Genomic DNA, 22,712 nt, shown 5'->3' on the forward strand with positions numbered 1-22,712 from the left:
GAAAATCTCACCGCCGCAGTCCTTCCCCGGAGTTCACCGGCGCGGCCAGCCCCCGGCTATCCCCCTGGCCGATTCGCGCGAACATTCGCCTGCGCACGAACACTTTCCGGGCCTCGGGTGTGCACCGGTCGCACCGCTGTGTCGTCGGCGGCACAATGATCGGGTGTCCGACGCCCATATTCATCGATTCGGCCCCGCCGACGGTCCGCTCGTCCTCGCCCTGCACGGGTTGACCGGACACGGGCGGCGGTGGGGCGCGCTGGCCGACGGGCACCTGCCCGAGGTGCGCGTCGTCGCTCCCGACCTGCGTGGGCACGGGCGGGCGAGTTCGCTCCCGCCGTGGACCTTCGAGCAGATCGTCGACGACCTGGTTCCGCTGCTCACCGAACCGGCGGTCGTGGTGGCGCATTCGTTCGGGGCGGCGGTCGCGATCCATCTGTCCCGTCACCGCCCCGACCTGGTCCGCGCGCTGGTCTTGCTGGATCCCGCGATCGGCCTCGATCCGGTACTGCTGCACGACATCGCCGAAGCGGGATTGGCCCGGCCCGACTACGCCGACATCGCCGAGGCGCGCCGCGACAAGCTCGAGACGGCCTGGGCCGATGTGGACCCCGGACTCCTCGAGGCCGAACTCGCCGAACACCTGGTCGGTACTCCCGAGGGCCGGGTGACGTGGCGGATGAGGCTGCCCGCCGTCACCTCCTACTGGGGCCAGCTGGCACGCGAGCTGGTCCTGCCGCCGCCGCGGATTCCGACCGTGCTGGTCCGGGCCGGCAAATCCCCGTTCGTCACCCCCGCGACCGTCGCGGCGTTCGCCACGCTGCCGCATTTCACGCTGCACGAATTCGACTGCGATCACATGGTCGCGCAGGCCCGGCCCGCCGAGACCACCGACGTCGTGCGGTCGGTGCTCTGATGCCGACCACCGACGCCGAGATCGAGCGGGTGCGGGAGCTGGTCGCGGCCATTCCGCCCGGACGAGTCGCCACCTACGGGGATATCGCGGCGGCCGCCGGGCTGTCGACCCCGCGGACCGTCGGCTGGATCATGCGCACCGACTCCGCCGATCTGCCCTGGCATCGGGTGCTGCGCGCCGATGGCACTCCGGCGGCTCATCTGGTGCAGCGCCAATTGCGCCGGCTGGCCGAGGAGGGCTGCCCGATCCGCGGCGATCGCGTCGACCTGGCCGCCGCCCGGCATCGATTCGGCGACTGACGACATCGCGAATCCGGCCTTCGACCTCGGTATCGACCCACGGATATCCGAATTCGCCCATTACTCCTGTTCCGCGGTTACCGTGGAGGCATGACCACCCGTCTGGCGTGCGTGGTGTTCGATGCGATCCGGCCACGGAACGTGGCGCGGTTCTGGGCGGAGTTGCTCGACTGGCAGATCACCGTGGACCGTCCGCACGCGGTCGAGGTGGCTGCTTCCGACCCGGATTCCGCTGATGTGTCGTTGATGTTCCTGCCGGCGGCCGGACCCAAGTCCGCGAAGAACCGCATCCATCTCGATGTGGTGGGTCGTTCGCTGGATCATCAACGCGTGCAGGTGGATCGGGCGCTGGCACTGGGCGCGCGGCCGATCGACATCGGACAGGGCGCGGTGCCCTGGACGGTGCTCGCGGATCCCGAGGGCAACGAATTCTGTGTGCTCGAACCGCGCGAGGAATATGTGGATACCGGCGCGGTCGCCGCGATCGTCGTCGACACTCCGCATCCCACCCGGCTGGCCCGGTTCTGGGAGACCGCGGCCGGCTGGCCGCTGACCCACGACGAATCCCGCATGTCCGGCATTCGCTCGGCCACCGGCCAGGGTCCGTGGCTGGAATTCCTGCGCACCCAGGTCGCGGCCCGCGAAAGCGATCGCGTCCACCTCGATGTCGTCACCTACTCCACCGGCGATCCCGCGGACGAGGTCGCCCGGCTCACCGCCGCCGGCGCGGTCCCCTGCCAGGGCGCCGCGGTGCGTCCGCCGGCTCAGGCGATGCTGACCGATCCGGAGACGAACCGCTTCCGGTTGCTGCGTGCGCCCTGCGATTGACGCGGCGGCGGCAGACGACGGGCGTGCGCCCGTCCGCGCCGTTCGCCGTCCGATGTGGGCGGATTACCATCGGTCCATGATCAACCTCCCGGGTGAGCCGCTGTGACGACTGTCGACGCGATCGTGCTGGCCGGTGGGCGGGCGACCCGGATGGGCGGGGTGGACAAACCCGCGATCGCGGTCGGCGGGCGGGCGATGCTCACCGTGGCGCTGGACGCGGTCGCCGACTGCGTGCGCACGGTGGTGGTCGGCCCGCATCGCCCCGAACTGGCGCCCGAGATCCGGCAGGTGCAAGAGGTACCGGCCGGAGCGGGCCCGGTCGCGGCCGTCGCCTGCGCGGTGCGCGCCCTCGAGGAATGTGATTTCCCGGCCGATCTGGTCGTGGTCCTGGCCGCCGACCTGCCGTTCCTCACCGCCGCCGCGATCGGCGAATTGATCGGGCACGCAACGACTTCCGAGGCCGACGCGGTATTCGCGACCGACGAATCCGGCCGACCGCAATATCTGGTCGGGGTGTGGCGGCGGGCGGCGCTGCTCTCGGCACTGCGGCAACTGGATTCGGTGACCAATCAGCCGATGAAGGCGTTGGTTCCGGTCGACACCCTGATGGTGCCGCTGTCCGGTATCGCCGATTGCGACACGCCCGAACAGGTGCGCACGGCCCAGGCCGCCGCACCGGCGTTGCCGTTGGCGCAGGCACGCGACATCCTGCGCACCGGTATCACGCGGCTGCCGGTGCACGAGGCCCGGCCGGCCGCGGTGCGGGGTGCGGCGCTGGCGGCCCCGCTGCGTGCCGCCTCGGCGCTGCCCCGCTTCGATGTGTCGGCGATGGACGGCTACGCGGTGGCCGGCGCGGAACCGTGGCGGCTGCGTCACGACGTCGGCTTCGCCGGCGGTGAGCGACCGGTGGGCCTGCTCGCCGGTGAGGCGGTCCGCATCGCCACCGGCGCCCATGTCCCGGAGGGCACCGACACCGTGGTGCGCGACGAATTCGTCCGGCTCGACGACGGGCTGCTGCGGCGACTGCCCGAGGCGCCGATCCGCGACGATGTGCGCCACCGCGGCGAGGACTGGCACACCGGCGATATCGTCGCCGCCGAGGGCACCCCCGTCGACGCGGCACTGATTTCCGTCGCGACCGCCGCCGAGGTGGTCACCGCCCAGGTCCGCGGTCCGGTCCGCGCGCGAATCGTCATGACCGGCGACGAGATTCGTAGCGAAGGTCCGCTGCACAGCGGCCAGACCCGCGATTCGGTCGGCCCCGTCTTCCCGGAGTTGTTGTCCTGGCACGGAATCGAATCGTCGGACCGGGTGCATCTGCGCGATACGCCCAACGGCTTCGACGATGTGCTCTCCGATACGACCGACGACCATCTTCTGGTCGTGGTCGGCGCGACCGGCGGCGGCGCGGCCGACCAGCTGCGCGGCGCACTGGATCGGGCCGGGGCGCGAATCCTGGTGCACCGCTTGCGGATGCGGCCGGGAGGATCGACCGTGGTCGCGCAGATGCCCGCGGGCCCTGTGGTTCTCGGTCTGCCCGGCAACCCGTACGCGGCGGTGGCGACGCTGTGGGCGCTCGTCCCGGCCATCGTCTCCGGTCTCACCGGGCGCACACCGGCGCGGGTGCGCACCGGAGTTCTCCTGAATGCGGGACAGGTCTCCGGCCCGGTGCCGCGGGTCCTGCCGGCGCGCGCGGCCGACGAGGGCGGCTGGGTCGCCGACGGACATGTCCGCACCGCCCATCTGGCCGGGCTGCTCGATCGTGACGCACTGGTCGTCGTCCCCGCCGACGCCACCGACGGCGAGCTGGTCGAATATCTGCCGCTGCCGGGCTGAGGGTGACGCGCGGCAACTACCGCGTCGATCCGGCCGGCACGCCGGTGGCCCCGGGTTATGCCGGGTAGTCGGTGGCCGGCCCGAAAGTGCCGTCCCCGTTGCCGTCACGCAGTGTGATGTTGCCCGTGAGGGTGTTGCCGATGACCACGTCGAGTTTCCCGTCACCGTTGAAGTCGGCGAGTGCCGGAGTGGACAGCGGGACCAGACCGCCGGACGGATAGACCGCCGCCGGCGGGTCGAACGTGCCGTCGCCGTGGCCGTGCAGGACAGCGATGTTCGAGGTGCCGCCGTTGGCCACCACCAGGTCCGGTTTCCCGTCACCGTCGACGTCGGCGACGTCGAAGCACTGCGGCAGCAGCCCACCGGTCGGATACGCGACGGCCGGTGAGAACGTGCCGTCGCCCCGGTTCGACAGGACCGAGACGGTCCCGTTGACGAGGTTGGAGAACAAGATGTCGGGTTTGCCGTCCCCGTCGACATCGCGCGCCATCCCGTACCACGCGGTCGCTGCGCCCGAGTCGAAAGTGACCGGCGCATCGAAGGTTCCGTCCCCGTGGCCTCGATAGATCTGGATCGTGCTGTTGACGTAGTTGCCGCGGAGCAGGTCGAGGTTGCCGTCACCATCGAAATCGGCGACATCGGCCGAACCGGATCCGACGCCGCCGGCGGTGGATATCGTCACCGCGGGCTGAAAGGTGCCGTCGCCGCGGCCGCGCAGCAGCGACCACGACGGCGCCTGGTTCGAGGTCGCGATATCGAGGTTTCCGTCGTGATCGAAATCGGCGGCGACCAAGGCGCCCGGCGCGACGTCGGTGGCGTAGTTGACCGCGGAGGCGAAGGTGCCGTCACCGTGGCCCAGCAGGATGGAGACGTCGCTCGAGGCGAAGTTCGTGACGGCCAGGTCCAGCGTGCCGTCATGGTCGAAGTCGGCGATGGCGACGTAGTCGGCTTGGCCGCCGGTGGCATAGTGCACGGCCGGCCGCAGGCCACCTCCGGGCTTACCCAGGAAGACCGAGACGCCGCCGCCGAGAAGATAGTCACTGAAGACGACATCGGGCACGCCGTCACCGTTGATATCGGCGATCGCCGGTACCGCCGGCCCCATGAGATCGGGCGGCACCGGATCCGCTTGCGCCACAGTGCCTGCGACCACCGCGTGAGCGGCGAGTGCCAGCGGCGCGAGAACGCCGGCAACGGTGATAGAGCGCGACATCGGTTCTCCTGCTGTTGGATTTCGGGGGCAGCCTATGGCCTTCCCGCCAGTGGCGGCATCGCTGCGGCTATCCCCATCCGGTAGCGGTAATCGCCGTCACTTTCGCGTGCGCGCCGCTATCCTTTCGACTCGATCCGACGCCTCGACAACGTGTTAACAAATGTAAAACGCCCGCGAAGCGCCGGTTTCCAAAGCATCACCGGGGGCGTGGACAGCGGCTCTCCACCGGTGGGCCGGCGCCGTGAGAATCGGTATCGCCGCAGGTCGGACCCGAATCACCCCGCGCGACCGGCAATTGCCCAGTGACCGGGACGTTTCCCCCACCTCACAGCTCACCGGTGACCCGCGCGCGGTGTGAGCGGATCGTTTTGCCGCCCCCGCGAGCGTCCTTACTCTCGGTCTGGTCAGCCCGGTTCATTTGTCTCGATGGGGGCGTTGTGGTCATTTCGCACAAGAAGGGTTCGGCCCCCTCGTCAGAGTCGAACGGCGTACCCGCAGCCTCGCGCGGCGCATCTACCGCGTCGAACGGCGTACCCGAGTCGGCGGCCGACGCGCTGCTGAAGGTCGGGCGCTACTTCCAGCGCGGGGAGGTGTCGGGTGACCTCCGCACCGTGCACAAGGTCGGCGGGCGCGAGGCCGACGAGTTCTATCGCGACCGCTGGGCCCACGACAAGGTGGTCCGTTCCACCCACGGCGTCAACTGCACCGGCTCCTGCTCGTGGAAGATCTACGTCTCCGACGGCGTGATCACCTGGGAGTCGCAGCAGACCGATTATCCGTCGGTCGGCGCCGACAAACCGGAATACGAACCCCGCGGCTGCCCGCGCGGCGCTTCGTTTTCCTGGTACACGTATTCCCCTGCGCGCGTGCGGTATCCGTATGTGCGCGGGGTGCTGCTGGAGATGTACCGCGAGGCGAAGGCCCGGTTGAAGGATCCCGTACTGGCCTGGGAATCCATCGTCGAGGACCCGGAGCGGGCGACGACGTACAAGGCCGCACGCGGCAAGGGCGGATTCGTGCGGGCGGAATGGTGGGAAGCCGCCGAAATCGCCGCCGCCGCACACGTTTACACGATCAAACAGTACGGGCCGGACCGGATCGCGGGCTTCTCGCCGATCCCCGCGATGTCGATGGTGTCGCACGCGGTCGGCGCCCGGTTCATCTCCCTGCTCGGTGGATCGATGCTGTCGTTCTACGACTGGTACGCCGATCTGCCCGTCGCCTCGCCGCAGGTGTTCGGCGACCAGACCGACGTCCCGGAGTCCGCGGACTGGTTCGACGCCGGCTATCTGATCATGTGGGGTTCGAACGTCCCGGTCACCCGCACCCCGGACGCGCACTACATGACCGAGGCCCGCTACCGCGGTCAGAAGGTGGTGGTGGTCTCCCCCGACTACGCCGACAACACCAAATTCGCCGACGAATGGGTGCCGGCTCGCCCGGGCACCGACGCCGCCTTGGCGATGGCGATGGGCCATGTGGTGTTGCGCGAATTCTTCGTCGACCGGTCCACCGCCCGGTTCGACGACTACATCAAGCGCTACACCGACCTCCCGTTCCTCATCACGCTGGACGAACGCGACGGCGGCTGGAACGGCGAGGGCGAATACCGCGGCCACACCTGGCTGCCCGGAAAATTCCTCACCGCCGCCGACCTCGCCGCAGACGGCGCCGCGGGCTTCGATGTGGACAACGCCGAGCACAAAACCGTGCTCCTGGACGCCGACGGACACCCCGTCGTGCCCAACGGAACCCTCGGCGACCGATTCTCCGAATCCGGCGCCGGGCGTTGGAATCTGGACCTCGGCGGCGTCGATCCGCTGCTGACGCTGTACGGCCGCACCGACGATGCTGCGGCCGTACAGTTCCCCCGCTTCGACGGTGAGACCGGCGTCGTCACCCGCTCGGTGCCGACCACCGTCGTGGCCGGACGCCGCGTCACGACCGTCTTCGACCTCCTGCTCGCCCAGTACGGCGTCGGGCGCCCGGATCTGCCGGGTGACTGGCCTACCGGTTACGACGACCCGAGCGCGCCCTACACTCCCGCGTGGCAGGAGTCGATCACGGGAGTGCCTGCCGCACAAGCGATTCGCATCGCCCGCGAATTCGCCGACAACGCCGACCGCTCCGGCGGCCGGTCGATGATCCTGATGGGCGCCGGGACCAACCACTGGTTCCACTCCGATCAGATCTATCGCGCCTTCTTCACGCTCACGCTGCTCACCGGATGCCAGGGCGTCAACGGTGGCGGTTGGGCGCATTACGTGGGCCAGGAGAAGTGCCGCCCGGTCACCGGCTGGTCCACCCTGGCGTTCGGCCTGGACTGGCAGCGGCCGCCGCGGCAGATGCAGGGCACTGTGTTCTGGTATCTGACCAACGACCAGTGGCGCTACGACCCCTTCACCTCCGAATCCTTCGCGTCCCCACTGGGTTCCGGCGTTTTCGCCGGGCGCACGGCGGCCGACAATATCGCCCTGGCGTCGCGGCTCGGCTGGATGCCGACATATCCCACGTTCGATCGCAATCCGCTGGACCTGGTCGATGCCGCCGAGGCCGCGGGGCAGACGCCGCAGGACTATGTGGTCGGCAACCTGAAATCCGGTGATCTCGAGTTCGCCTGCGAGGATCCCGACGCACCGCGGAACTTCCCCCGTGTTCTCACCGTGTGGCGGGCCAATCTGCTCGGCTCCTCGGGCAAGGGCAACGAGTACTTCCATCGCCATCTGCTCGGCGCGGATTCCAATCTGCAGGCCGACGATTCGGCCGGGGTCGCACCGCAGGAGGTGCGCCGGCCGGACCAGGCGCCCACGGGCAAGCTGGATCTGCTGGTCTCGCTGGATTTCCGGATGACGTCGACGACGCTGTTCTCCGATATCGTCTTCCCGGCCGCCACCTGGTACGAGAAACACGATCTGTCCTCGACGGATATGCATCCGTTCGTACACGCCTTCTCCCCGGCGATCTCCCCGCCATGGGAGGCGAAAACCGATTTCGAGGCGTTCCACCGCATCGCGCGTGGCTTCTCCTGGCTGGCCGAGAAACATCTCGGCGTCCGCAAGGATCTGGTCGCCGTTCCGTTGCAGCACGATTCGGCCGACGCCCTGGCCCAGGCGCGCGGGCGGGTGCTGGACTGGAAAGCCGGTGAATGCGAACCGATTCCGGGAAAGACCATGCCGAAGCTGGTGGTGGTGGAACGCGACTACCCGAAGCTGGCGGAGAAGATGGCGGCGCTGGGCCCGCTGATCGAAACGCTCGGAGTCACCACCAAGGGCGTCACCACCGTTCCCGACGCCGAGGTCGAGTACCTGCGCGGAGTCAACGGCACCGTGGTCTCCGGCGCTGCGCAGGGCCGCCCGTCGCTGGCCAAGGATGTGCACGCCGCGGAGGCCATTCTGGCGTTGTCCGGCACCACCAACGGCCGGTTGGCGGTGGAGGGTTTCCACGCGCTGGAGCGCCGCACCGGTACCCGGCTGGCGGATCTGGCGGCCGAGCACGAGGGCAAGCGGATCACCTTCGCCGATACGCAGGCGCGGCCGGTGCCGGTGATCACGTCACCGGAATGGTCCGGATCCGAGACCGGTGGCCGACGATACTCCCCGTTCACCATCAATACCGAACGGCTCAAGCCCTGGCACACGCTCACCGGGCGTCAGCACTTCTACCTCGACCACGACTGGATGATCGAACTGGGCGAACAACTTCCGATCTTCCGGCCGCCGCTCGACATGTCGGCTCTGTTCCGCGAACCCGATGTGGGCGCGGTCGGTGAACGGGGCGTCACCGTGCGCTACCTCACCCCGCACTCGAAGTGGTCGATCCACTCCGCGTATCAGGACAACCTGCATATGCTCACCCTCTCCCGGGGCGGGCAGGCGATCTGGATGTCCGATCGCGACGCGGCGAAAATCGGTGTGGCCGACAACGATTGGATCGAGGCGATCAACCGCAACGGGGTGGTGGTGGCCAGGGCGATCGTCAGCCACCGCATGCCCGAGGGCACCGTGTTCATGTACCACGCGCAGGATCGCGCGGTCGACGTGCCGCGCATCGAAGGCGGCCCGGAGCTTCGGGCCGGGCGGGGCAAACGCGGCGGCATCCACAACGCGCTGACCCGGATCATGATCAAGCCCACGCATCTGATCGGCGGATACGCCCAGCAGTCGTTCGCCCTGAACTACCACGGGCCCACCGGAAATCAGCGTGACGAGGTCACCACGATCCGGAGACGCTCACAGGAAGTGGAGTACTGATATGCGTGTCATGGCACAGCTGGCCATGGTGATGAACCTGGACAAATGCATCGGCTGTCACACCTGCAGCGTCACCTGCAAGCAGGCCTGGACCAACCGGGGCGGCACCGAGTACGTCTGGTTCAACAACGTGGAAACCCGCCCGGGACAGGGATATCCGCGGCAGTACCAGGATCAGGAGAAGTGGAAGGGCGGCTGGACGCTGGACCGCCGCGGCCGCCTCACCCTGAAGTCCGGTTCGCGCATGAAGCGGCTGCTCAACATCTTCGCCAATCCGGATCTGCCGACGGTGTCGGACTACTACGACCCGTGGAGCTACGACTACGACAATCTGCTGTCCGCACCGGCCATGGACACCACGCCGGTGGCGCGGCCGAAATCGCTGATCACCGGCGAGGATACGAAGGTCACCTGGGGCGCGAACTGGGACGACGACCTCGGCTCCGGACCGGATCAGGTCGGCCGGGATCCGTTGCTGGCGCGGCTGTCGGAACAGGTCAAACTCGAATTCGAGCAGACCTTCATGTTCTATCTGCCGCGCATCTGCGAGCACTGCCTCAACCCGTCCTGCGGCGCCTCCTGTCCCTCGGGTGCGATCTACAAGCGCGCCGAGGACGGCATCGTGCTGGTCGACCAGGACAAATGCCGCGGCTGGCGACAGTGCGTCACCGGCTGCCCGTACAAGAAGATCTATTTCAACCACAAGACCGGCAAGGCCGAGAAATGCACGTTCTGCTATCCGCGCGTGGAGGTCGGCATTCCGACCGTCTGCTCGGAGACGTGTGTGGGGCGACTGCGCTACATCGGCGTGATGCTGTACGACGCCGACGCGGTCCTCGAGGCGGCGTCGGTCACCGATCCGGAACAGTTGTACCCGTCGCAGCTGGGCGTCTTCCTCAACCCGCACGATCCGCGCGTGATCACCGAGGCCGAACGCGCCGGGATCTCTCCGGAATGGATTGCCGCGGCGCAGGATTCGCCGGTCTACAAACTGATCGTCGACTACAAGATCGCGCTGCCGCTGCATCCGGAATACCGGACCATGCCGATGGTCTGGTACGTGCCGCCGCTGTCGCCCGTCGTGGATGTGCTGGCGGAGACCGGGCACGACGGTGAGGATGCCGGAAATCTGTTCGGCGCCATCGATTCACTGCGAATCCCGGTGGAATACCTCGCCGAGCTGTTCACCGCCGGGGATATCGGACCGGTACGCGCGGCGCTGCAGCGGCTGGCCGGGATGCGGTCGTTCATGCGCTCGATCAACCTCGGCCAGGAACCCGATCCGGCGATCCCGGGCGCCGTGGGCCTGGAGCCCGAGGAGATCGAGGCGATGTACCGACTGCTGGCCATCGCCAAATACGAACACCGGTACGTGATTCCGTCGGGCGCGACATCCCGGGCGCACGAATTGGATTCGCTGGCGACGGGGTGCAGCCTGGAGGGCGACGGCGGGCCCGGGATGACGGCGTTCGATGTGACGTCGGAGAAGTTCGCACTCGTCGACGCCAATGCCGCTGCGCCGGAGCAGAAGTCGTCGCGCATCAATCTGCTGAACTGGGACGGCGGTTCGACCGAGGGGCTGGTGCCCGAACGCGACGGCAGTGACAACGGCAACGGCAACGGCAACGGCGATGGCAACGGCGCCGCGCACACGAGTCCGGAAGCGAACGGGAACGCGGGCGATTCCGGACCCGGAGTAGCCGACGACACGCTGCCCGAGCCGACCGGAGCGACCCGATGAGGCCGTTTCGCCGCCCCCTGCCGAGCCCGGCCGGCCGCTCGAACGGCACGGCGCCCGCCGAGATCCATCGCCGCACGCTGCGCAGCTACGCATGTCCGGGCGGGCGACCCGGCCGACGAGGGATGTGACCGTGGGACTACTGACTCTCAGACGCCGGCCCGCACCCGTGGTCGACATGTCCGAACGCGATCGCCGGCTGGTCTGGCGTATCGCCGCTCTCGTGCTGGACTACCCCGGTCCGGATACGCTGGCGATACTCGACGATCTGTCCGAGGCGGCAGCCGCCCTCCCGGAATCGGTGCGCACCGATCTCCTTCGGCCGCTCACCCATCTGTCCGGCATCGCACCGCTCACCCTGGCGCGCGACTATGTCGAAACCTTCGACCTGCGCCGGCGCGCCAGCCTGCATCTGACCTATTACGCCTACGGCGACACCCGCAAGCGCGGTATGGCGCTACTGCGGTTCAAGCACGCTTACCGGCATGCCGGTGCGGAGTTGTCGGATCGCGAACTGCCCGATCATCTCCCGGTGCTGCTGGAGTTCGCGGCCACCGTCGACCCGATCGGCGGTGAACGCCTGCTCGGCGAACACGTCCCGGTACTGGAGATGCTGCGACTGTCGCTCACCGACAGCGAATCGCCGTATGCCGGCGCCCTGGCCGCCGTTCTCGCGACCTTGCCTCCGCCCACCACGGCAGACCGTCGCCGGATCGCCGAACTGGCGGCGCAGGGACCGCCGGACGAGGACGTCGGACTGGAGCCGTATTCGATGAACGGCGAATCGATGCATCCCGCCATGAACCCCGACCTGTACTCCCCGCCCGCAGCCGGAACCTCGGCCACCTCAGGGCTTTTCGCCGGATCCGGAGACCGACGATGACATCCACCGTCTGGGCGACCCTGCCCTACATCGCCTTCACCTCGTTCGTACTGGGCCACCTGTGGCGCTATCGCAACGACCAATTCGGCTGGACCACACGGTCTTCGCAGATCTACGAATCCCGGCTGCTGCGGCTGGGCAGTCCGCTGTTCCACTTCGGCATGCTCGGTGTGATCGGCGGACACGTTCTGGGCGTGCTGATTCCGGAGTCCTGGACAGATGCCGTGGGCATCTCCGAGCACCTCTATCACCTGGTCGCCGTCTCCGCGGGTACGGTGGCCGGCGTCGCGGTGATCGCCGGCATCGCCATCCTCGCCTATCGTCGCGTGCGTGTCCCGGCCGTCCGCCAGGCCACCACCACCAACGACAAGTTCATGTACGTATTGCTCGCGGCCGCGCTGATCACCGGCCTGCTCAATACCGTCGGCAGCAATCTCCTGTGGGGCACCTACAACTATCGCGAAACCGTATCTCCCTGGTTCCGAAGCCTTTTCACGGCGAATCCGCAGCCGGATCTGATGGTCGGCACGCCCTGGACCTTTCAGGCGCACGGGCTCATCGTGCTGACGCTCATCGCCGTCTGGCCCTATACCCGGCTGGTCCACATGTTCAGCGCACCCGTCGGCTATCTGGTCCGCCCGTACGTGGTGTACCGCAGCAAACCCGCCGATGTGGCGAACAAGAAGAAGTATGCGCGCGCCTGGCAGAGCCCGGTCCTGCCGCCGTCGCGCTGACGAGGAGCCTTGACCTGGAGAGCACTCCACGGTCTAGCGTCGCCGGTATGAGCGATTCGGGCAGGCCCGCGCCGAGTTTCGGCATCAAGACGACACCCGCGCACGTCGGCTATGCGGAGATCCTGCGGGTGTGGCTCGAGGCCGACGGCATACCCGAGATCGAGCACGCCTGGTTGTACGACCATCTGCTACCGCGGGCGGCGGTCGGACTGCCGGGTCACGACGGTGGCGCTCCGGAAGGACGTCGGTCGGCGGGGCCGGTCCTCGAGGGCTGGACGCTGCTGGCGGCGCTGGCGGCGCAGACGCGCCGACTCCGGCTCGGATTGCTGGTGTCCAACAACCGGATTCGCCACCCCGCGCTCTCGGCGAAGATGGCGGCCACCGTCGACGTGATCTCGGGCGGCCGGCTGGATTTCGGAATCGGCGTCGGCGGGTTCCCGCGCAACGATCCGCGCTTCGAGACGATGGTGGCGCCCGAATACGAGGCGTACGGAATTCCGGTCGGCACCTGGCGCGAGGCGGTGCGCAAATTGGATGAGGCCTGTGTCCTGATCCGGCGGTTGTGGACCGAGGACGTCTTCGATTTCCCCGGCGACCATTTTCCTCTCACCGGCGCGCAATGCGATCCGAAACCCGTCCAGCGGCCGCATCCACCGATTCTGCTCGCCGGTGCGGGCGCATCGACGCTGCCCATCGTCGCCGCCCACGCCGATCTGTGGAATGTGATCGGCCCACCACTCACCACCGTCGACGCGCTCCGCGAGCGCAGCCGAGCGCTGGACGAACACTGCGCGGCGATCGGCCGCGACCCCGCCCACATCACCCGCTCGGCGCAACTACCCATCTCCTACGACGCCCCCGGCCGGGTACGCGAAACGCTGCTCGAACTGATCGACGCCGGTTTCACCCACCTGGTACTGAACCCGCCGGCCCCCTATCCGGACGGAGTCGCACACTGGATCGCCGACGACATCATCCGCCCCACGCTGAACGCCCTCGCCCGCTGAGCCTGGCACGCAGGAATGCCGGTGGCGCGGACAGCGTTGTCTTCCACTTCGAGGGCCGAGTTGTCGAATCGGAAGGAAACGTGCCGCATGTCACAGGATTTGGTCGATGGGCCGGGGATCCACCTGGACGAATTGTTTTCCGAATTTCGCGCGGGGTCGCTGACCCTGCGGAACCGATTCGCGATGGCTCCGATGACGCGGGCGAAATCGCCCGACGGTATTCCGAATGCGGAGAATATCGAGTATTACCGCGAGCATGCGGCCGGAGGTGTCGGTCTGATCGTCGCCGAGGGGACCTATGTGCGGGGTCCGGCGGCTGGGCCGATCGCGAAGGTGCCGCGGTTCTACGGTGACGAGAGTGCCGCCGGCTGGCGTGCGGTGGTCGAGGCGGTGCACGCCGAAGGGGCGTCGATTGTCCCGCAGCTGTGGCATACCGGTGTGGATCGGGGGAACGAGCCCCGCTTCGAGCCGGACACGCCCACCGTGAGTCCTTCCGGTGTCGACTTCACCGGAGCGCCGGTGGGCCGGGCGCTGACGACCGCGGACCTGGACACCCTCGTCGACTCGTACGTGGAATCGGCGCTGCTGGCCCGGGAGCTGGGATTCGACGGCATCGAACTGCACGGCGCACACGGTTATCTGCTGGATCAATTCTTCTGGGCCGCAACCAATCACCGCGAGGACGAATACGGCGGCACCATCCGCCGGCGCGCCGCGTTCCCCGCCCGGGTGGTCGCCGCCGTCCGCGCGGCCGTCGGCCCGGATTTCCCGATCATCTACCGCTTCTCGCAGTGGAAGGGCGTCGACTACAGCGCGCGCATCGCCGAGAGCCCGGCGGACCTCGAAGAATTGCTGACTCCGCTCGTGGAAGCCGGGGTCGACATCTTCCACACCTCGCTGCGGCGGCATTGGCTGCCCGAATTCACCGACCACGCCGACGATCTCAGCCTGGCGGGCTGGACCAAGAAGATCACCGGGCTGCCGGTGATCACCGTCGGTTCGGTCGGCGTGGACAGCGTCTTCCGCGGCGACAGCATCGACGAGACCCAGGCGCAGCGCTTCACTCTGCTGCGCGAACAGTTCGAGCGCGGCGAATTCGATGTCGTCGCACTGGGCCGAGCGCTGCTCGCCGACCCGGAATGGGTGAACAAGATGCGCGCCGGGCGACTCGCGGAGATCACACCGTTCCGCTGACCCCGGCCGCGCCTCGATCTCCGGCCGCTTCGATGGCCCGTTTCATCTCCGCCGCACCGTATTCGATGCGGATCCGGACTTCGAGGGCGTGGTCGTCCGGAAGCAGATCGGTGGTCCCGTGGACGCTCGCGTATGGGAGCGAGCGTCACGACCATGGGAACGCTCACCGCTTCCCGGTGTACTGAGTGCATGACAGCGACCACCGCCACCGCCACCTCGACGACCTCCGGCTTCGCGACCGGTTCCCTGATCGGCGCGACCGTCACCACCGGCCTGCTGGCCGGCGTCTTCTACGCCTACGCCAGCTCGGTGATGCTCGCGCTGCGTCAGCTCGACGACCGCGCCTTCGTGGACGTGATGAACCGGATCAACACCGTCATCGTCAATCCGGTCTTCATGCTGAGCTTCCTCGGTTCGGTCGCCTTCACCGGCCTCGCCGCCGTGCTGTACTGGCGCACCGACCAGCGCACCGTGCTGTGGTGGGTTCTCCTCGCCCTGGCGCTCAACGTGATCAGTTTCCTCATCACCTCGGGCGGCAACGTGCCCCTGAACAACCAGCTCGCCGACACCTCCTCCGGCGATTTCGCCGCCCTGCGCCACCAGTTCGAAGGCCCCTGGATCACCCTCAACATCCTGCGCGCCCTCGCCAACACCGGAGCCCTCGGCGTCCTCGCCTGGGCCCTGCGCACCACGAACAAGGGGTGAGGGCCTTGGTGACCTGCCATAATGCGGCCGGAAAAATCTTTCGGAAAATTTCGGCTGCCGTGTCGATCCATAGTGGGTGCCGTTCGACCTAGGGGTGAGAGGGTCCGGAGGGGATCCGCCAGACGAAGGAGACACACCATGAAGTACATGCTGATCATGCGCGCCACGGACGAGGCCTACGCGAGCATGGGCGAGGTCGATTTCGACACCGTGCTGGAGACGATGGGCAAGTTCAACGACGAGTTGATCCGCGCGGGCGTGCTGCTCGCGGCGGAGGGGCTCGACCCCGCCGACAGTGTGGTGGTCGATTACGACGCGGAGACCCCGGTCGTCACAGACGGCCCCTACGGCGAGACCAAGGAACTGTTCGGCGGGTTCTATCTTCTCAACGTCGCCTCGAAGGAGGAGGCGATCGAGTGGGCGAAGCGGATGCCGGTCATCGTCAAGGGGTGCAAGACCGAGATCCGGCGGGTGCCCACGATCGACGAATTCCCGCAGGACAACGTGTGGATCCAGAAGGAGCGGGCGTGGCGCGAGGCCACCGGGCAGCTCTGAGCGGAACCTCCGGATGACGGCCGATCCCACCGGACGCGAGGCGGTCGCCGCGGTGTGGCGGATCGAATCCGCGCGCATCGTCGGCGCCCTCGCCCGCTACACCGGCGACTTCGCCCTCGCCGAGGATCTGGCGCAGGAGGCACTGGCCGAGGCGCTGGTCACGTGGCCGCGGGAGGGGATACCGCGCAATCCGGCCGGCTGGCTGCTCACCGTGGGGCGGCGGCGCGCGATCGACACCTTCCGCCGCCGCTCCGCCCTCGACGATCGCTACGCCGCCCTCGCCCACGATCTGGGCGAGGGCGGTGCGCTGACCGGCGGGCCCGGTTCGGATCCGATGCGTGCGGCAGCCGAACCGCTGTGGGATCCCGATCGCATCGACGACGACGTGCTGGCCCTGATCTTCACGGCGTGCCATCCGGTGCTCTCCCGCGAGGCGCGGGTGGCCCTGACGCTGCGCGTGGTCGGCGGTCTCACCAGCGACGAGATCGCCAAAGCGTTCCTCGTCCCGGCCGCGACGGTTCAGGCGCGGATCACCCGGGCGAAGAAAACGCTTGCCGCCGAAAACATTCCGTTCGCCGTGCCGGAGGCGAGTGAGCGCGCTGCCCGCCTGAGCTCGGTGCTCAGCGTGATCTACCTGATCTTCACCGAAGGTTCGTCGGCGAGCTCGGGCACCGAACTGATCCGCTTCGATCTGGCCGGGGAAGCGCAGCGGCTGGCGCGGGTGCTGTCCCACCTGATGCCGGACGAGCCGGAGGTGTACGGACTGCTGGCTCTGCTCGAGCTGACAGCGGCCCGCTTCCCCGCGCGGACGGGCCCGGACGGTGAGCCGGTGCTGCTGGAGGATCAGGACCGGCGGCGCTGGGACCGTGCGACGATCCGGCGTGGCCGCGCCGCCCTCACCCGCGCCGGACAGGCCGGCCGCGGACTGGGCTATTACGGCGTGCAGGCCGCGATCGCCGAATGCCACGCCGTCGCCGGCTCGGTCGCCGACACCGACTGGGACCGGGTGGTGAGCCTCTACGAAGCGCTGGGCCGCCTCGCCCCGTCACCGGTGGTCGAGCTGAACCGGGCGGTCGCGGTCGCGATGGCGAAGGGCCCCGACGCCGGACTCGCGATCGTGGACGGTCTGCGCGCCGGGGGCGCGCTGCCGAATTCCCAACTGCTGCCCACGGTTCGGGGTGAGCTGCTCGCCCGCCTCGGCCGCACGGGTGAGGCCCGCGAGGAATGGGAGCTGGCGGTGCGCCTGTGCGGCAACGACCGCGAGCGTGCGGTATTGCACCGCAAGCTCGACGACCTCGGCTGAGGCCCACACGAGCCCGACAGCCCCGTCACGCGGCGGTGAGAAAGCGTCCCGTGCGCTGCGAACCCAGCCCCGGCGCGGCCGTACCGTTGCCGAAAACGTAACGGCCGCCGACGAATACGGCATTCACCGTGTCGTCGTTGCGGTTGACCATGCGCGACAGATTGCCGAAGTACGGCATCGTCTGTTCGGTGTAGCGTTCGAGTCCCCCGTCCAGCCGGGTCGGGTCGATCACCACCGCATCGGCGCGGTCCCCGACGCGCAGATGCCCCGCGTCGAGCCCGTACCAATCGGCCAGTTCCCCGGTGAGCCGGTGCACCGCATGTTCCACCGACATGAACGGGCGGCCCGCCAGCTCGGCGTCGCGCACCCGGCGCAGCAGCCGCAGCCCGAAGTTGTAGAAGGCCATATTGCGCAGATGCGCACCGGCGTCGGAGAAGCCGAGCTGCATCCCGGGGTCGGCGGCGAAGCGATCCAGCACGCCCGGCCGATGGTTGGAGATCGTGGTGCGCCAGCGCACCTTCGGCCCGTACTCCACCACCAGATCGAGAAACGCGTCGACGGGATGCACTCCCCCACGTTCCACGCCGACCTGACCGAAGGTCTTGCCGACGACCGAGCTGTCCGGGCATTCCACGATCTCGGCGTCGAAGAAGTCGCGATGCCAGACCCGCGGGCCGAACTTGCGGTCGTAATCCTTGCGGAACTGGCGGCGGTAACTCTCGCTCTGCAGCATCCGGTGGCGCTCGTCCAGCTGATTCGACAGGTGCAATGCCGCTGCGCCGGAGCCGAATTCCTCGAACACCACCAGATCGATACCGTCGGCGTACACCTCGAACGGCACCGGCAGATGCTGGAAGCGGAAGTCACCGCCGCATGCGTTGATCGCCCGCGCCAATGCCGGAAATACGTGCGCCACCAGGGGAATCGCCTTGATGTCGGCCGCCGAGAGCAGACTCACCTTGAGATGCGGCTGCCCGATTCCCAGACTCGACAGCGCCATCGCCAGCAGGCTGTGCGGCCGCGCCACATCGGGACCGCCCTGCAGTGCCCGCCGGCGAGCCCGCAGGATCGAATTGAGCTGGTGCCGTTCGCGCATCGTCGCGTAGGTGGAGGGCAGGGTGCGGGAACGGCAGGTCTCGCCGTCGAGTTTGTCGAACATCAGCTGCTGCGAGGACATGCCGACGAAGCCGGCGTCGAGGGCCTCGTCCAGATGCCGGCGCATGGCGCTCAGCTCGCCCGCGGTCGGCTTCACCTCGGTGCGGGTGGCGCGGTCCAGGCCCATCTCCGCCGCGCGGATATCCGAATGTCCCAGGAACGCGGCCACATTCGGACCCAGCGGCGAGGCATCCAGGGCGGCGGCGTATTCGTGTGCGTTGCGCCAGGTCTTGACATCACCGACCGCGTCGATCACATGCCCGCGCGGGATGGCCTCCACTCGTCCGAAGAGGTCGCCGGCGGTTTCGGCGCCGACGTGCACGGTGGACAGCGAACAGGAGCCGAGCAGTACGGTCGTGACACCGTGGCGCACCGATTCCGACAGCGACGGATCCAGCAGGACCTCCACGTCGTAATGGGTGTGGATGTCGAGCATCCCGGGAATCACCCATTTGCCGGTGGCGTCGACGACGGTGTCGCAACCGGATTCGTCCAGGGGCTCGGCCGAGACGGCGGCCACCCGGCCGTCGCGAATGCCGACGTCGCGCACCGCCGACGGCGCGCCCGTGCCGTCGAACCAGGTACCGCCCTTGATGATGCTGTCGTACATGACAGTTCCTCTTTCACCCACCCGCCCCGGCGGGGCGCGTCAGATCTCTATCTCGCGCCGGACAACCTTGCCGGTCGCATTGCGTGGCAACGGTTGTGCCGTGATCACCCAGCGGGCCGGCACCTTGAAGTAGGCGAGCCGCTCGGCGGTGAAGGCCCGCAGCTCGTCCTCGGTCACGGCGGCCGGATCGGCGATGACCACGACCGCGGCCACCTCCTGGCCCAGATCGGCATGCGGCACACCGAGTATCGCCGATTCCAGCACCGCGGGATGCTCGTCGAGCACATTCTCGATTTCGGTCGGGTACACGTTCTCCCCGCCACGCAGGATGAGATCCGATCGCCGGCCCGACAGACGCAGCCGTCCCTCCTCCAGGACGCCGAAATCGCCGGTGTGCAACCATCTTTCGGGATCGATGGCGTTCGCGGTGGCGACCGGATCGTTCCAGTAGCCGAGCATCACGTACGGGCTGCGCACACAGATCTCGCCCTCCTCACCGTCGGGCAGCGTCCGGCCGTCCGGATCACGAATCTCGATACTCACACCGATGATCGGCATCCCCACGGTGTCGGGGTGGGCGGCCAGCACCGGCGGTGTGGCCACCGTTGCCGCGGTGCCGCTTTCGGTCAGTCCATAGCTCGTGGTGAGCGCGACCTCGGCCATCGGCAGTTCCCGGCGCAGCCGTTGATGGAAGGCGGGCGAGGACGGGGCGGCATTGAGCGAGAACGCCACCAGACTCGACAGGTCGTAGCGGGACAGGTCGTGTTCGAGCATGCGGCTGACCATCGTCGGCACCGCACCCCAGTTGGTCACCCGTTCCCGCTCCATCAGCGACAACACCCGCTGCGGGTCGAAGCTGCCGGTGTTCATCACCACGGTAGCGCCCGTGGCCAGCCGCGGAATGATCAGATTGTGCAGGCTGGCGATATGAAACAGCGGTGAGGTCAACAGGAATCGGCGGTCGCTGGGCCCCGGGCCGAGCTGTTGCCCGCGGAAGGCGGCGGCCATGGCATCGGTGAAGCGGTGGTAGTCGCAGACCGCCAGCAGGTTTCGCTGGGTGTGCACGACGCCCTTGGGCCGGCCGCTCGTGCCGCTGGTGTACAGGATGACCGCCGGGTCGTCCTCCGCGATCGACACCTCCGGCGCCGGGCCGGGATGACCGGAGATCAGCTGCGGCAGATCGGATTCCATGGTGAGTACCGGAATATCGGTCGCCACCTCGGCCAGCAGTGCGGCGCGTTTGGCGTCGGCGACCACCACCGTCGGCTGGGTGTGCTCCAGACCGTAGGCGATTTCCCGCGGCGCCCACCACGCGTTGTAGCCGACCGGAATCGCGCCGAGCACCTGCGCCGCCCAGAAGGTCGTCACCCATTCGGGCGTGTTGGCGGCGAGAATCCCCACCCGATCACCCTTGCCGACACCGTATCGATCGGCGAGTGCGCGCGCGAGAGCCGTTGCCGCGGCGCCGTGTTCGGCGAACGTGATCCGTCGGTCCGGGGTCACCAGATAGTCGTGGTCACCCCAGGCCGTACCCGCGTGGAACAGCTCGGCCATACTGCGCCGCCGATCGCGCATCACCGGAATCGGCGCGCCCAGAACCTCTTCGACCACCATCTCGAACGGCCCACCGGGACCGGTGAGGTCGGCGGTGATCCGGGCGGCGATGGCCTGCGGGTCGGCAGCTCGCGTCATAACCTTCCTTTCTGCTTACGGGATGAGCACGGCGCGACCGCGGATCAGGCCCCGGTCGAGTCGTTCGAATGCGGCGGGGCCCTCGGCGAGGTCGAAACGTTCCACCGACACGTCGATGGCGCCGCGCTGCGCGAGCGCGACCGACGCGTACAGATCACTTCTGGTGCCGCCGTAGGACTTTCGGACGGTGGCTCCCCACGGCAGGCCGGGCCCACCGGCGGGTCCGGCGTCGATACCCGGAATTCCGCCGTCGAGTCCCACCATCCGGTAGGCGCCGTTCGGCGCGACCGATTCGACGGCGAGTTTCGCGGTGGCGTCGTTGCCGACGAAGTCGAATACGGCCTCGGCGCCCCGGCCGTCGGTGCAGTCCAGAATGCGGGCGGCGGTTTTCTCGTCGGCCGTCAGGGTGAGATCGGCACCGCATGCCGTGGCGAGTTCCAGTTTCTCCGGCGAGATGTCGACCGCGATGATGCGGCAGGCGGTGGTGGCCTTCAAGATCTGCACCGCCACATGTCCGAGCCCGCCGATGCCGATCGCGACGGCGGTGGCGCCGGGCCGCAATTGGTCGGCGGCTCCGCGGATGGCGTGATACGGCGTGAGTGCCGCATCGGCCAACGGCGCCGCCCTCGCGAAGTCCAGCTCGCCGATCGGCACGAACGAATTCGCCGGAATGCGAACGTATTCCGCCATGCCCCCGTCGGGTCCGAGGCCGGGGCACGGCGGCATCGCGGTGCGACCGGCCGCCAGGCAGACGTTCTCGTTACCGCTCACGCATTCCCGGCACACGCCACAGGACCAGCACAGGTAGACCAGGCCACGCTCCCCCGCGCGACGCCCCTCGACCTCGGTGCCGACAGCCTCGATGGTTCCGGCGATCTCGTGCCCCATCGTCAGCGGATCCTCGCGCAGCGGGAACGGCAACCCGAGAACGAAGGAGTCCGAATGGCAGATTCCGGCCGCCCCGACCTTCAACAGCAGATCGGCGGGCCCGATCTCGGGGATCGGGACTTCGCGAAGCTCCAGCGTGCCGGGCCCGGTCAATTGCAATGCGCGCATCTTCTGTTCCTCACCGCGGCGTTCGGCGGCAGCGCCGGACGTGACGTGGCACACACGGTAGCACTCACTGGACACAGCGTCCAGTGAGTGTGCGGGCGTCTATCATCGACGTCATGCCTTCGGATTCGACCGCCCGGCGCGGGTCGCTGCGCGATGAGCAGAAGCGGGCGACGCGGATGCGCATCGTCGAGGAGGCACGGCAGTTGTTCGTGCGCGAGGGCTATCTGGGAGTGCGCGTCGACGACATCGCGGCCGCGGTCGGCTGCAGCCGCGCCACGTTCTATCTGCACTTCACCGGGAAGACCGAGGTGTTGCGGGCGATCGCCGAACAGGGCACGCTCGCCAGCGTCCAATTCTTCTACCGGGATCTGGATCGGGTCCTGGCCACCGGTTCCCGCGCGGAGTTCACCACGTGGATGCGCCGGGCCATCGAATGGTTCTTCGACAACAAGGATCTGCTCCCCGCGTGGGACGAGGCGACCGCACTCGAACCGGAGTTCCGCGACCTCGCGCGCGAAGGCATCATGCAGCTCGCCGACGGGATGCCGGCCTATCTGGCGCGCTGGCCCGAGGCCCGCCGCGACGAAGCGCGCCTGCGCATCGAGCTACTGGTGGCGCAGCTGGAACGCTTCTTCACCCGGTGGGCGATGCAGGGCACGATCGAGGTCACCGCGGCCGCGGCCGCCGAAGTCCTCACCGATATCTGGTACCCCGCCCTGCAGGCGCCCGAATAGCGCT

General features: G+C 68.3%; 18 protein-coding genes. 14 read left to right on the forward strand and 4 right to left on the reverse strand.

Translation table 11 applies throughout. The features are described from left to right. Positions 1–163: 163 nt before the first annotated feature. The 4 genes from IG65_RS0117300 to IG65_RS0117315 all read left to right on the forward strand — a co-directional run bounded on the left by IG65_RS0117300 (position 164) and on the right by IG65_RS0117315 (position 3,879). Positions 164–916 (forward strand): alpha/beta fold hydrolase, encoded by a 753-nt coding sequence (locus tag IG65_RS0117300; protein ID WP_030515955.1) that lies wholly within the window; start codon positions 164–166, stop codon positions 914–916. Further along, positions 916–1,215, forward strand: a complete 300-nt coding sequence (locus IG65_RS0117305; RefSeq protein WP_030515956.1) for an MGMT family protein — start codon at positions 916–918, stop codon at positions 1,213–1,215. Before IG65_RS0117300 ends, IG65_RS0117305 begins: the two co-directional genes overlap by 1 nt. A gap of 90 nt (positions 1,216–1,305) precedes the next feature. Beyond that, positions 1,306–2,043 carry a VOC family protein gene (locus IG65_RS0117310; RefSeq protein WP_030515957.1) on the forward strand — a complete coding sequence of 246 codons (738 nt, stop codon included), beginning with the start codon at positions 1,306–1,308 and terminating at the stop codon, positions 2,041–2,043. A 102-nt stretch (positions 2,044–2,145) separates the two neighbouring features. Continuing rightward, the gene (locus IG65_RS0117315) at positions 2,146–3,879 is read left to right on the forward strand and encodes an NTP transferase domain-containing protein (RefSeq protein ID WP_030515958.1); all 1,734 of its coding nucleotides are present in this window, start codon (positions 2,146–2,148) and stop codon (positions 3,877–3,879) included. A gap of 55 nt (positions 3,880–3,934) precedes the next feature. On the opposite strand, the gene IG65_RS0117320 is transcribed toward IG65_RS0117315, so the two are convergent. Next, on the reverse strand, positions 3,935–5,092 hold the full coding sequence (locus IG65_RS0117320; protein WP_030515959.1) for a VCBS repeat-containing protein: 1,158 nt from the start codon (positions 5,090–5,092) through the stop codon (positions 3,935–3,937). 554 nt (positions 5,093–5,646) lie between these two features. Between IG65_RS0117320 and IG65_RS0117325 the strand changes: the two genes are divergently transcribed. The 9 genes from IG65_RS0117325 (at position 5,647) to IG65_RS0117365 (ending at position 17,461) form a co-directional block, all read left to right on the forward strand. Continuing rightward, positions 5,647–9,342: a nitrate reductase subunit alpha gene (locus tag IG65_RS0117325; RefSeq protein WP_030515960.1), complete on the forward strand. Its 3,696-nt coding sequence runs from the start codon at positions 5,647–5,649 to the stop codon at positions 9,340–9,342. 10 nt (positions 9,343–9,352) lie between these two features. After that, positions 9,353–11,083: a nitrate reductase subunit beta gene (gene narH, locus IG65_RS0117330; protein WP_197039866.1), complete on the forward strand. Its 1,731-nt coding sequence runs from the start codon at positions 9,353–9,355 to the stop codon at positions 11,081–11,083. A 130-nt stretch (positions 11,084–11,213) separates the two neighbouring features. Continuing rightward, positions 11,214–11,963 (forward strand): nitrate reductase molybdenum cofactor assembly chaperone, encoded by a 750-nt coding sequence (narJ, locus tag IG65_RS0117335; protein ID WP_051756396.1) that lies wholly within the window; start codon positions 11,214–11,216, stop codon positions 11,961–11,963. Next, positions 11,960–12,697 (forward strand): respiratory nitrate reductase subunit gamma, encoded by a 738-nt coding sequence (gene narI, locus IG65_RS0117340; RefSeq protein WP_030515963.1) that lies wholly within the window; start codon positions 11,960–11,962, stop codon positions 12,695–12,697. Before narJ ends, narI begins: the two co-directional genes overlap by 4 nt. Before the next feature lie 47 nt (positions 12,698–12,744). Next, positions 12,745–13,704: an LLM class flavin-dependent oxidoreductase gene (locus IG65_RS0117345; protein WP_030515964.1), complete on the forward strand. Its 960-nt coding sequence runs from the start codon at positions 12,745–12,747 to the stop codon at positions 13,702–13,704. 87 nt (positions 13,705–13,791) lie between these two features. Next, positions 13,792–14,898, forward strand: a complete 1,107-nt coding sequence (locus tag IG65_RS0117350) for an NADH:flavin oxidoreductase (protein ID WP_051756331.1) — start codon at positions 13,792–13,794, stop codon at positions 14,896–14,898. Positions 14,899–15,087: 189 nt separating this feature from the next. Beyond that, positions 15,088–15,603: a DUF1772 domain-containing protein gene (locus tag IG65_RS0117355; protein ID WP_051756332.1), complete on the forward strand. Its 516-nt coding sequence runs from the start codon at positions 15,088–15,090 to the stop codon at positions 15,601–15,603. 138 nt (positions 15,604–15,741) lie between these two features. Continuing rightward, positions 15,742–16,158 (forward strand): YciI family protein, encoded by a 417-nt coding sequence (locus IG65_RS0117360; RefSeq protein WP_030515967.1) that lies wholly within the window; start codon positions 15,742–15,744, stop codon positions 16,156–16,158. A 13-nt stretch (positions 16,159–16,171) separates the two neighbouring features. After that, positions 16,172–17,461 (forward strand): RNA polymerase sigma factor, encoded by a 1,290-nt coding sequence (locus IG65_RS0117365; RefSeq protein WP_030515968.1) that lies wholly within the window; start codon positions 16,172–16,174, stop codon positions 17,459–17,461. Between the two features lie 25 nt (positions 17,462–17,486). Here the strand turns inward: IG65_RS0117365 and IG65_RS0117370 are convergent, their stop codons facing one another. Genes IG65_RS0117370 through IG65_RS0117380 form a run of 3 tightly spaced genes read right to left on the reverse strand, consistent with a single transcriptional unit; the run spans position 17,487 to position 21,974 of the window. Continuing rightward, entirely contained in the window at positions 17,487–19,226 is a 1,740-nt protein-coding gene (locus IG65_RS0117370; RefSeq protein WP_030515969.1) for an amidohydrolase family protein, read from the reverse strand. Positions 19,227–19,265: 39 nt separating this feature from the next. Continuing rightward, entirely contained in the window at positions 19,266–20,918 is a 1,653-nt protein-coding gene (locus tag IG65_RS0117375) for a class I adenylate-forming enzyme family protein (RefSeq protein ID WP_030515970.1), read from the reverse strand. A gap of 15 nt (positions 20,919–20,933) precedes the next feature. Beyond that, positions 20,934–21,974: an NAD(P)-dependent alcohol dehydrogenase gene (locus tag IG65_RS0117380; protein ID WP_030515971.1), complete on the reverse strand. Its 1,041-nt coding sequence runs from the start codon at positions 21,972–21,974 to the stop codon at positions 20,934–20,936. Between the two features lie 113 nt (positions 21,975–22,087). On the opposite strand from IG65_RS0117380, the gene IG65_RS0117385 reads away from it, so the two are divergent. Then, positions 22,088–22,708 carry a TetR/AcrR family transcriptional regulator gene (locus IG65_RS0117385; protein ID WP_030515972.1) on the forward strand — a complete coding sequence of 207 codons (621 nt, stop codon included), beginning with the start codon at positions 22,088–22,090 and terminating at the stop codon, positions 22,706–22,708. The last annotated feature ends 4 nt before the right edge of the window (positions 22,709–22,712 follow it).

This window comes from Nocardia sp. NRRL WC-3656 (assembly GCF_000720265.1).
GTDB classification, from domain to species: domain Bacteria; phylum Actinomycetota; class Actinomycetes; order Mycobacteriales; family Mycobacteriaceae; genus Nocardia; species Nocardia nova.

Excerpts from the sequence above, each read along its gene's own strand:
- IG65_RS0117310 (WP_030515957.1), top strand. The coding sequence starts at position 1,306 with ATGACCACCCGTCTGGCGTGCGTGGTGTTCGATGCGATCCGGCCACGG.
- IG65_RS0117305 (WP_030515956.1), top strand. The coding sequence starts at position 916 with ATGCCGACCACCGACGCCGAGATCGAGCGGGTGCGGGAGCTGGTCGCG.
- IG65_RS0117370 (WP_030515969.1), bottom strand. The coding sequence starts at position 19,226 with ATGTACGACAGCATCATCAAGGGCGGTACCTGGTTCGACGGCACGGGC.
- IG65_RS0117385 (WP_030515972.1), top strand. The coding sequence starts at position 22,088 with ATGCCTTCGGATTCGACCGCCCGGCGCGGGTCGCTGCGCGATGAGCAG.
- IG65_RS0117380 (WP_030515971.1), bottom strand. The coding sequence starts at position 21,974 with ATGCGCGCATTGCAATTGACCGGGCCCGGCACGCTGGAGCTTCGCGAA.
- IG65_RS0117350 (WP_051756331.1), top strand. The coding sequence starts at position 13,792 with ATGTCACAGGATTTGGTCGATGGGCCGGGGATCCACCTGGACGAATTG.
- IG65_RS0117375 (WP_030515970.1), bottom strand. The coding sequence starts at position 20,918 with ATGACGCGAGCTGCCGACCCGCAGGCCATCGCCGCCCGGATCACCGCC.
- IG65_RS0117360 (WP_030515967.1), top strand. The coding sequence starts at position 15,742 with ATGAAGTACATGCTGATCATGCGCGCCACGGACGAGGCCTACGCGAGC.
- IG65_RS0117365 (WP_030515968.1), top strand. The coding sequence starts at position 16,172 with ATGACGGCCGATCCCACCGGACGCGAGGCGGTCGCCGCGGTGTGGCGG.
- IG65_RS0117345 (WP_030515964.1), top strand. The coding sequence starts at position 12,745 with ATGAGCGATTCGGGCAGGCCCGCGCCGAGTTTCGGCATCAAGACGACA.
- IG65_RS0117355 (WP_051756332.1), top strand. The coding sequence starts at position 15,088 with ATGACAGCGACCACCGCCACCGCCACCTCGACGACCTCCGGCTTCGCG.
- narH (WP_197039866.1), top strand. The coding sequence starts at position 9,353 with ATGGCACAGCTGGCCATGGTGATGAACCTGGACAAATGCATCGGCTGT.
- narI (WP_030515963.1), top strand. The coding sequence starts at position 11,960 with ATGACATCCACCGTCTGGGCGACCCTGCCCTACATCGCCTTCACCTCG.
- IG65_RS0117320 (WP_030515959.1), bottom strand. The coding sequence starts at position 5,092 with ATGTCGCGCTCTATCACCGTTGCCGGCGTTCTCGCGCCGCTGGCACTC.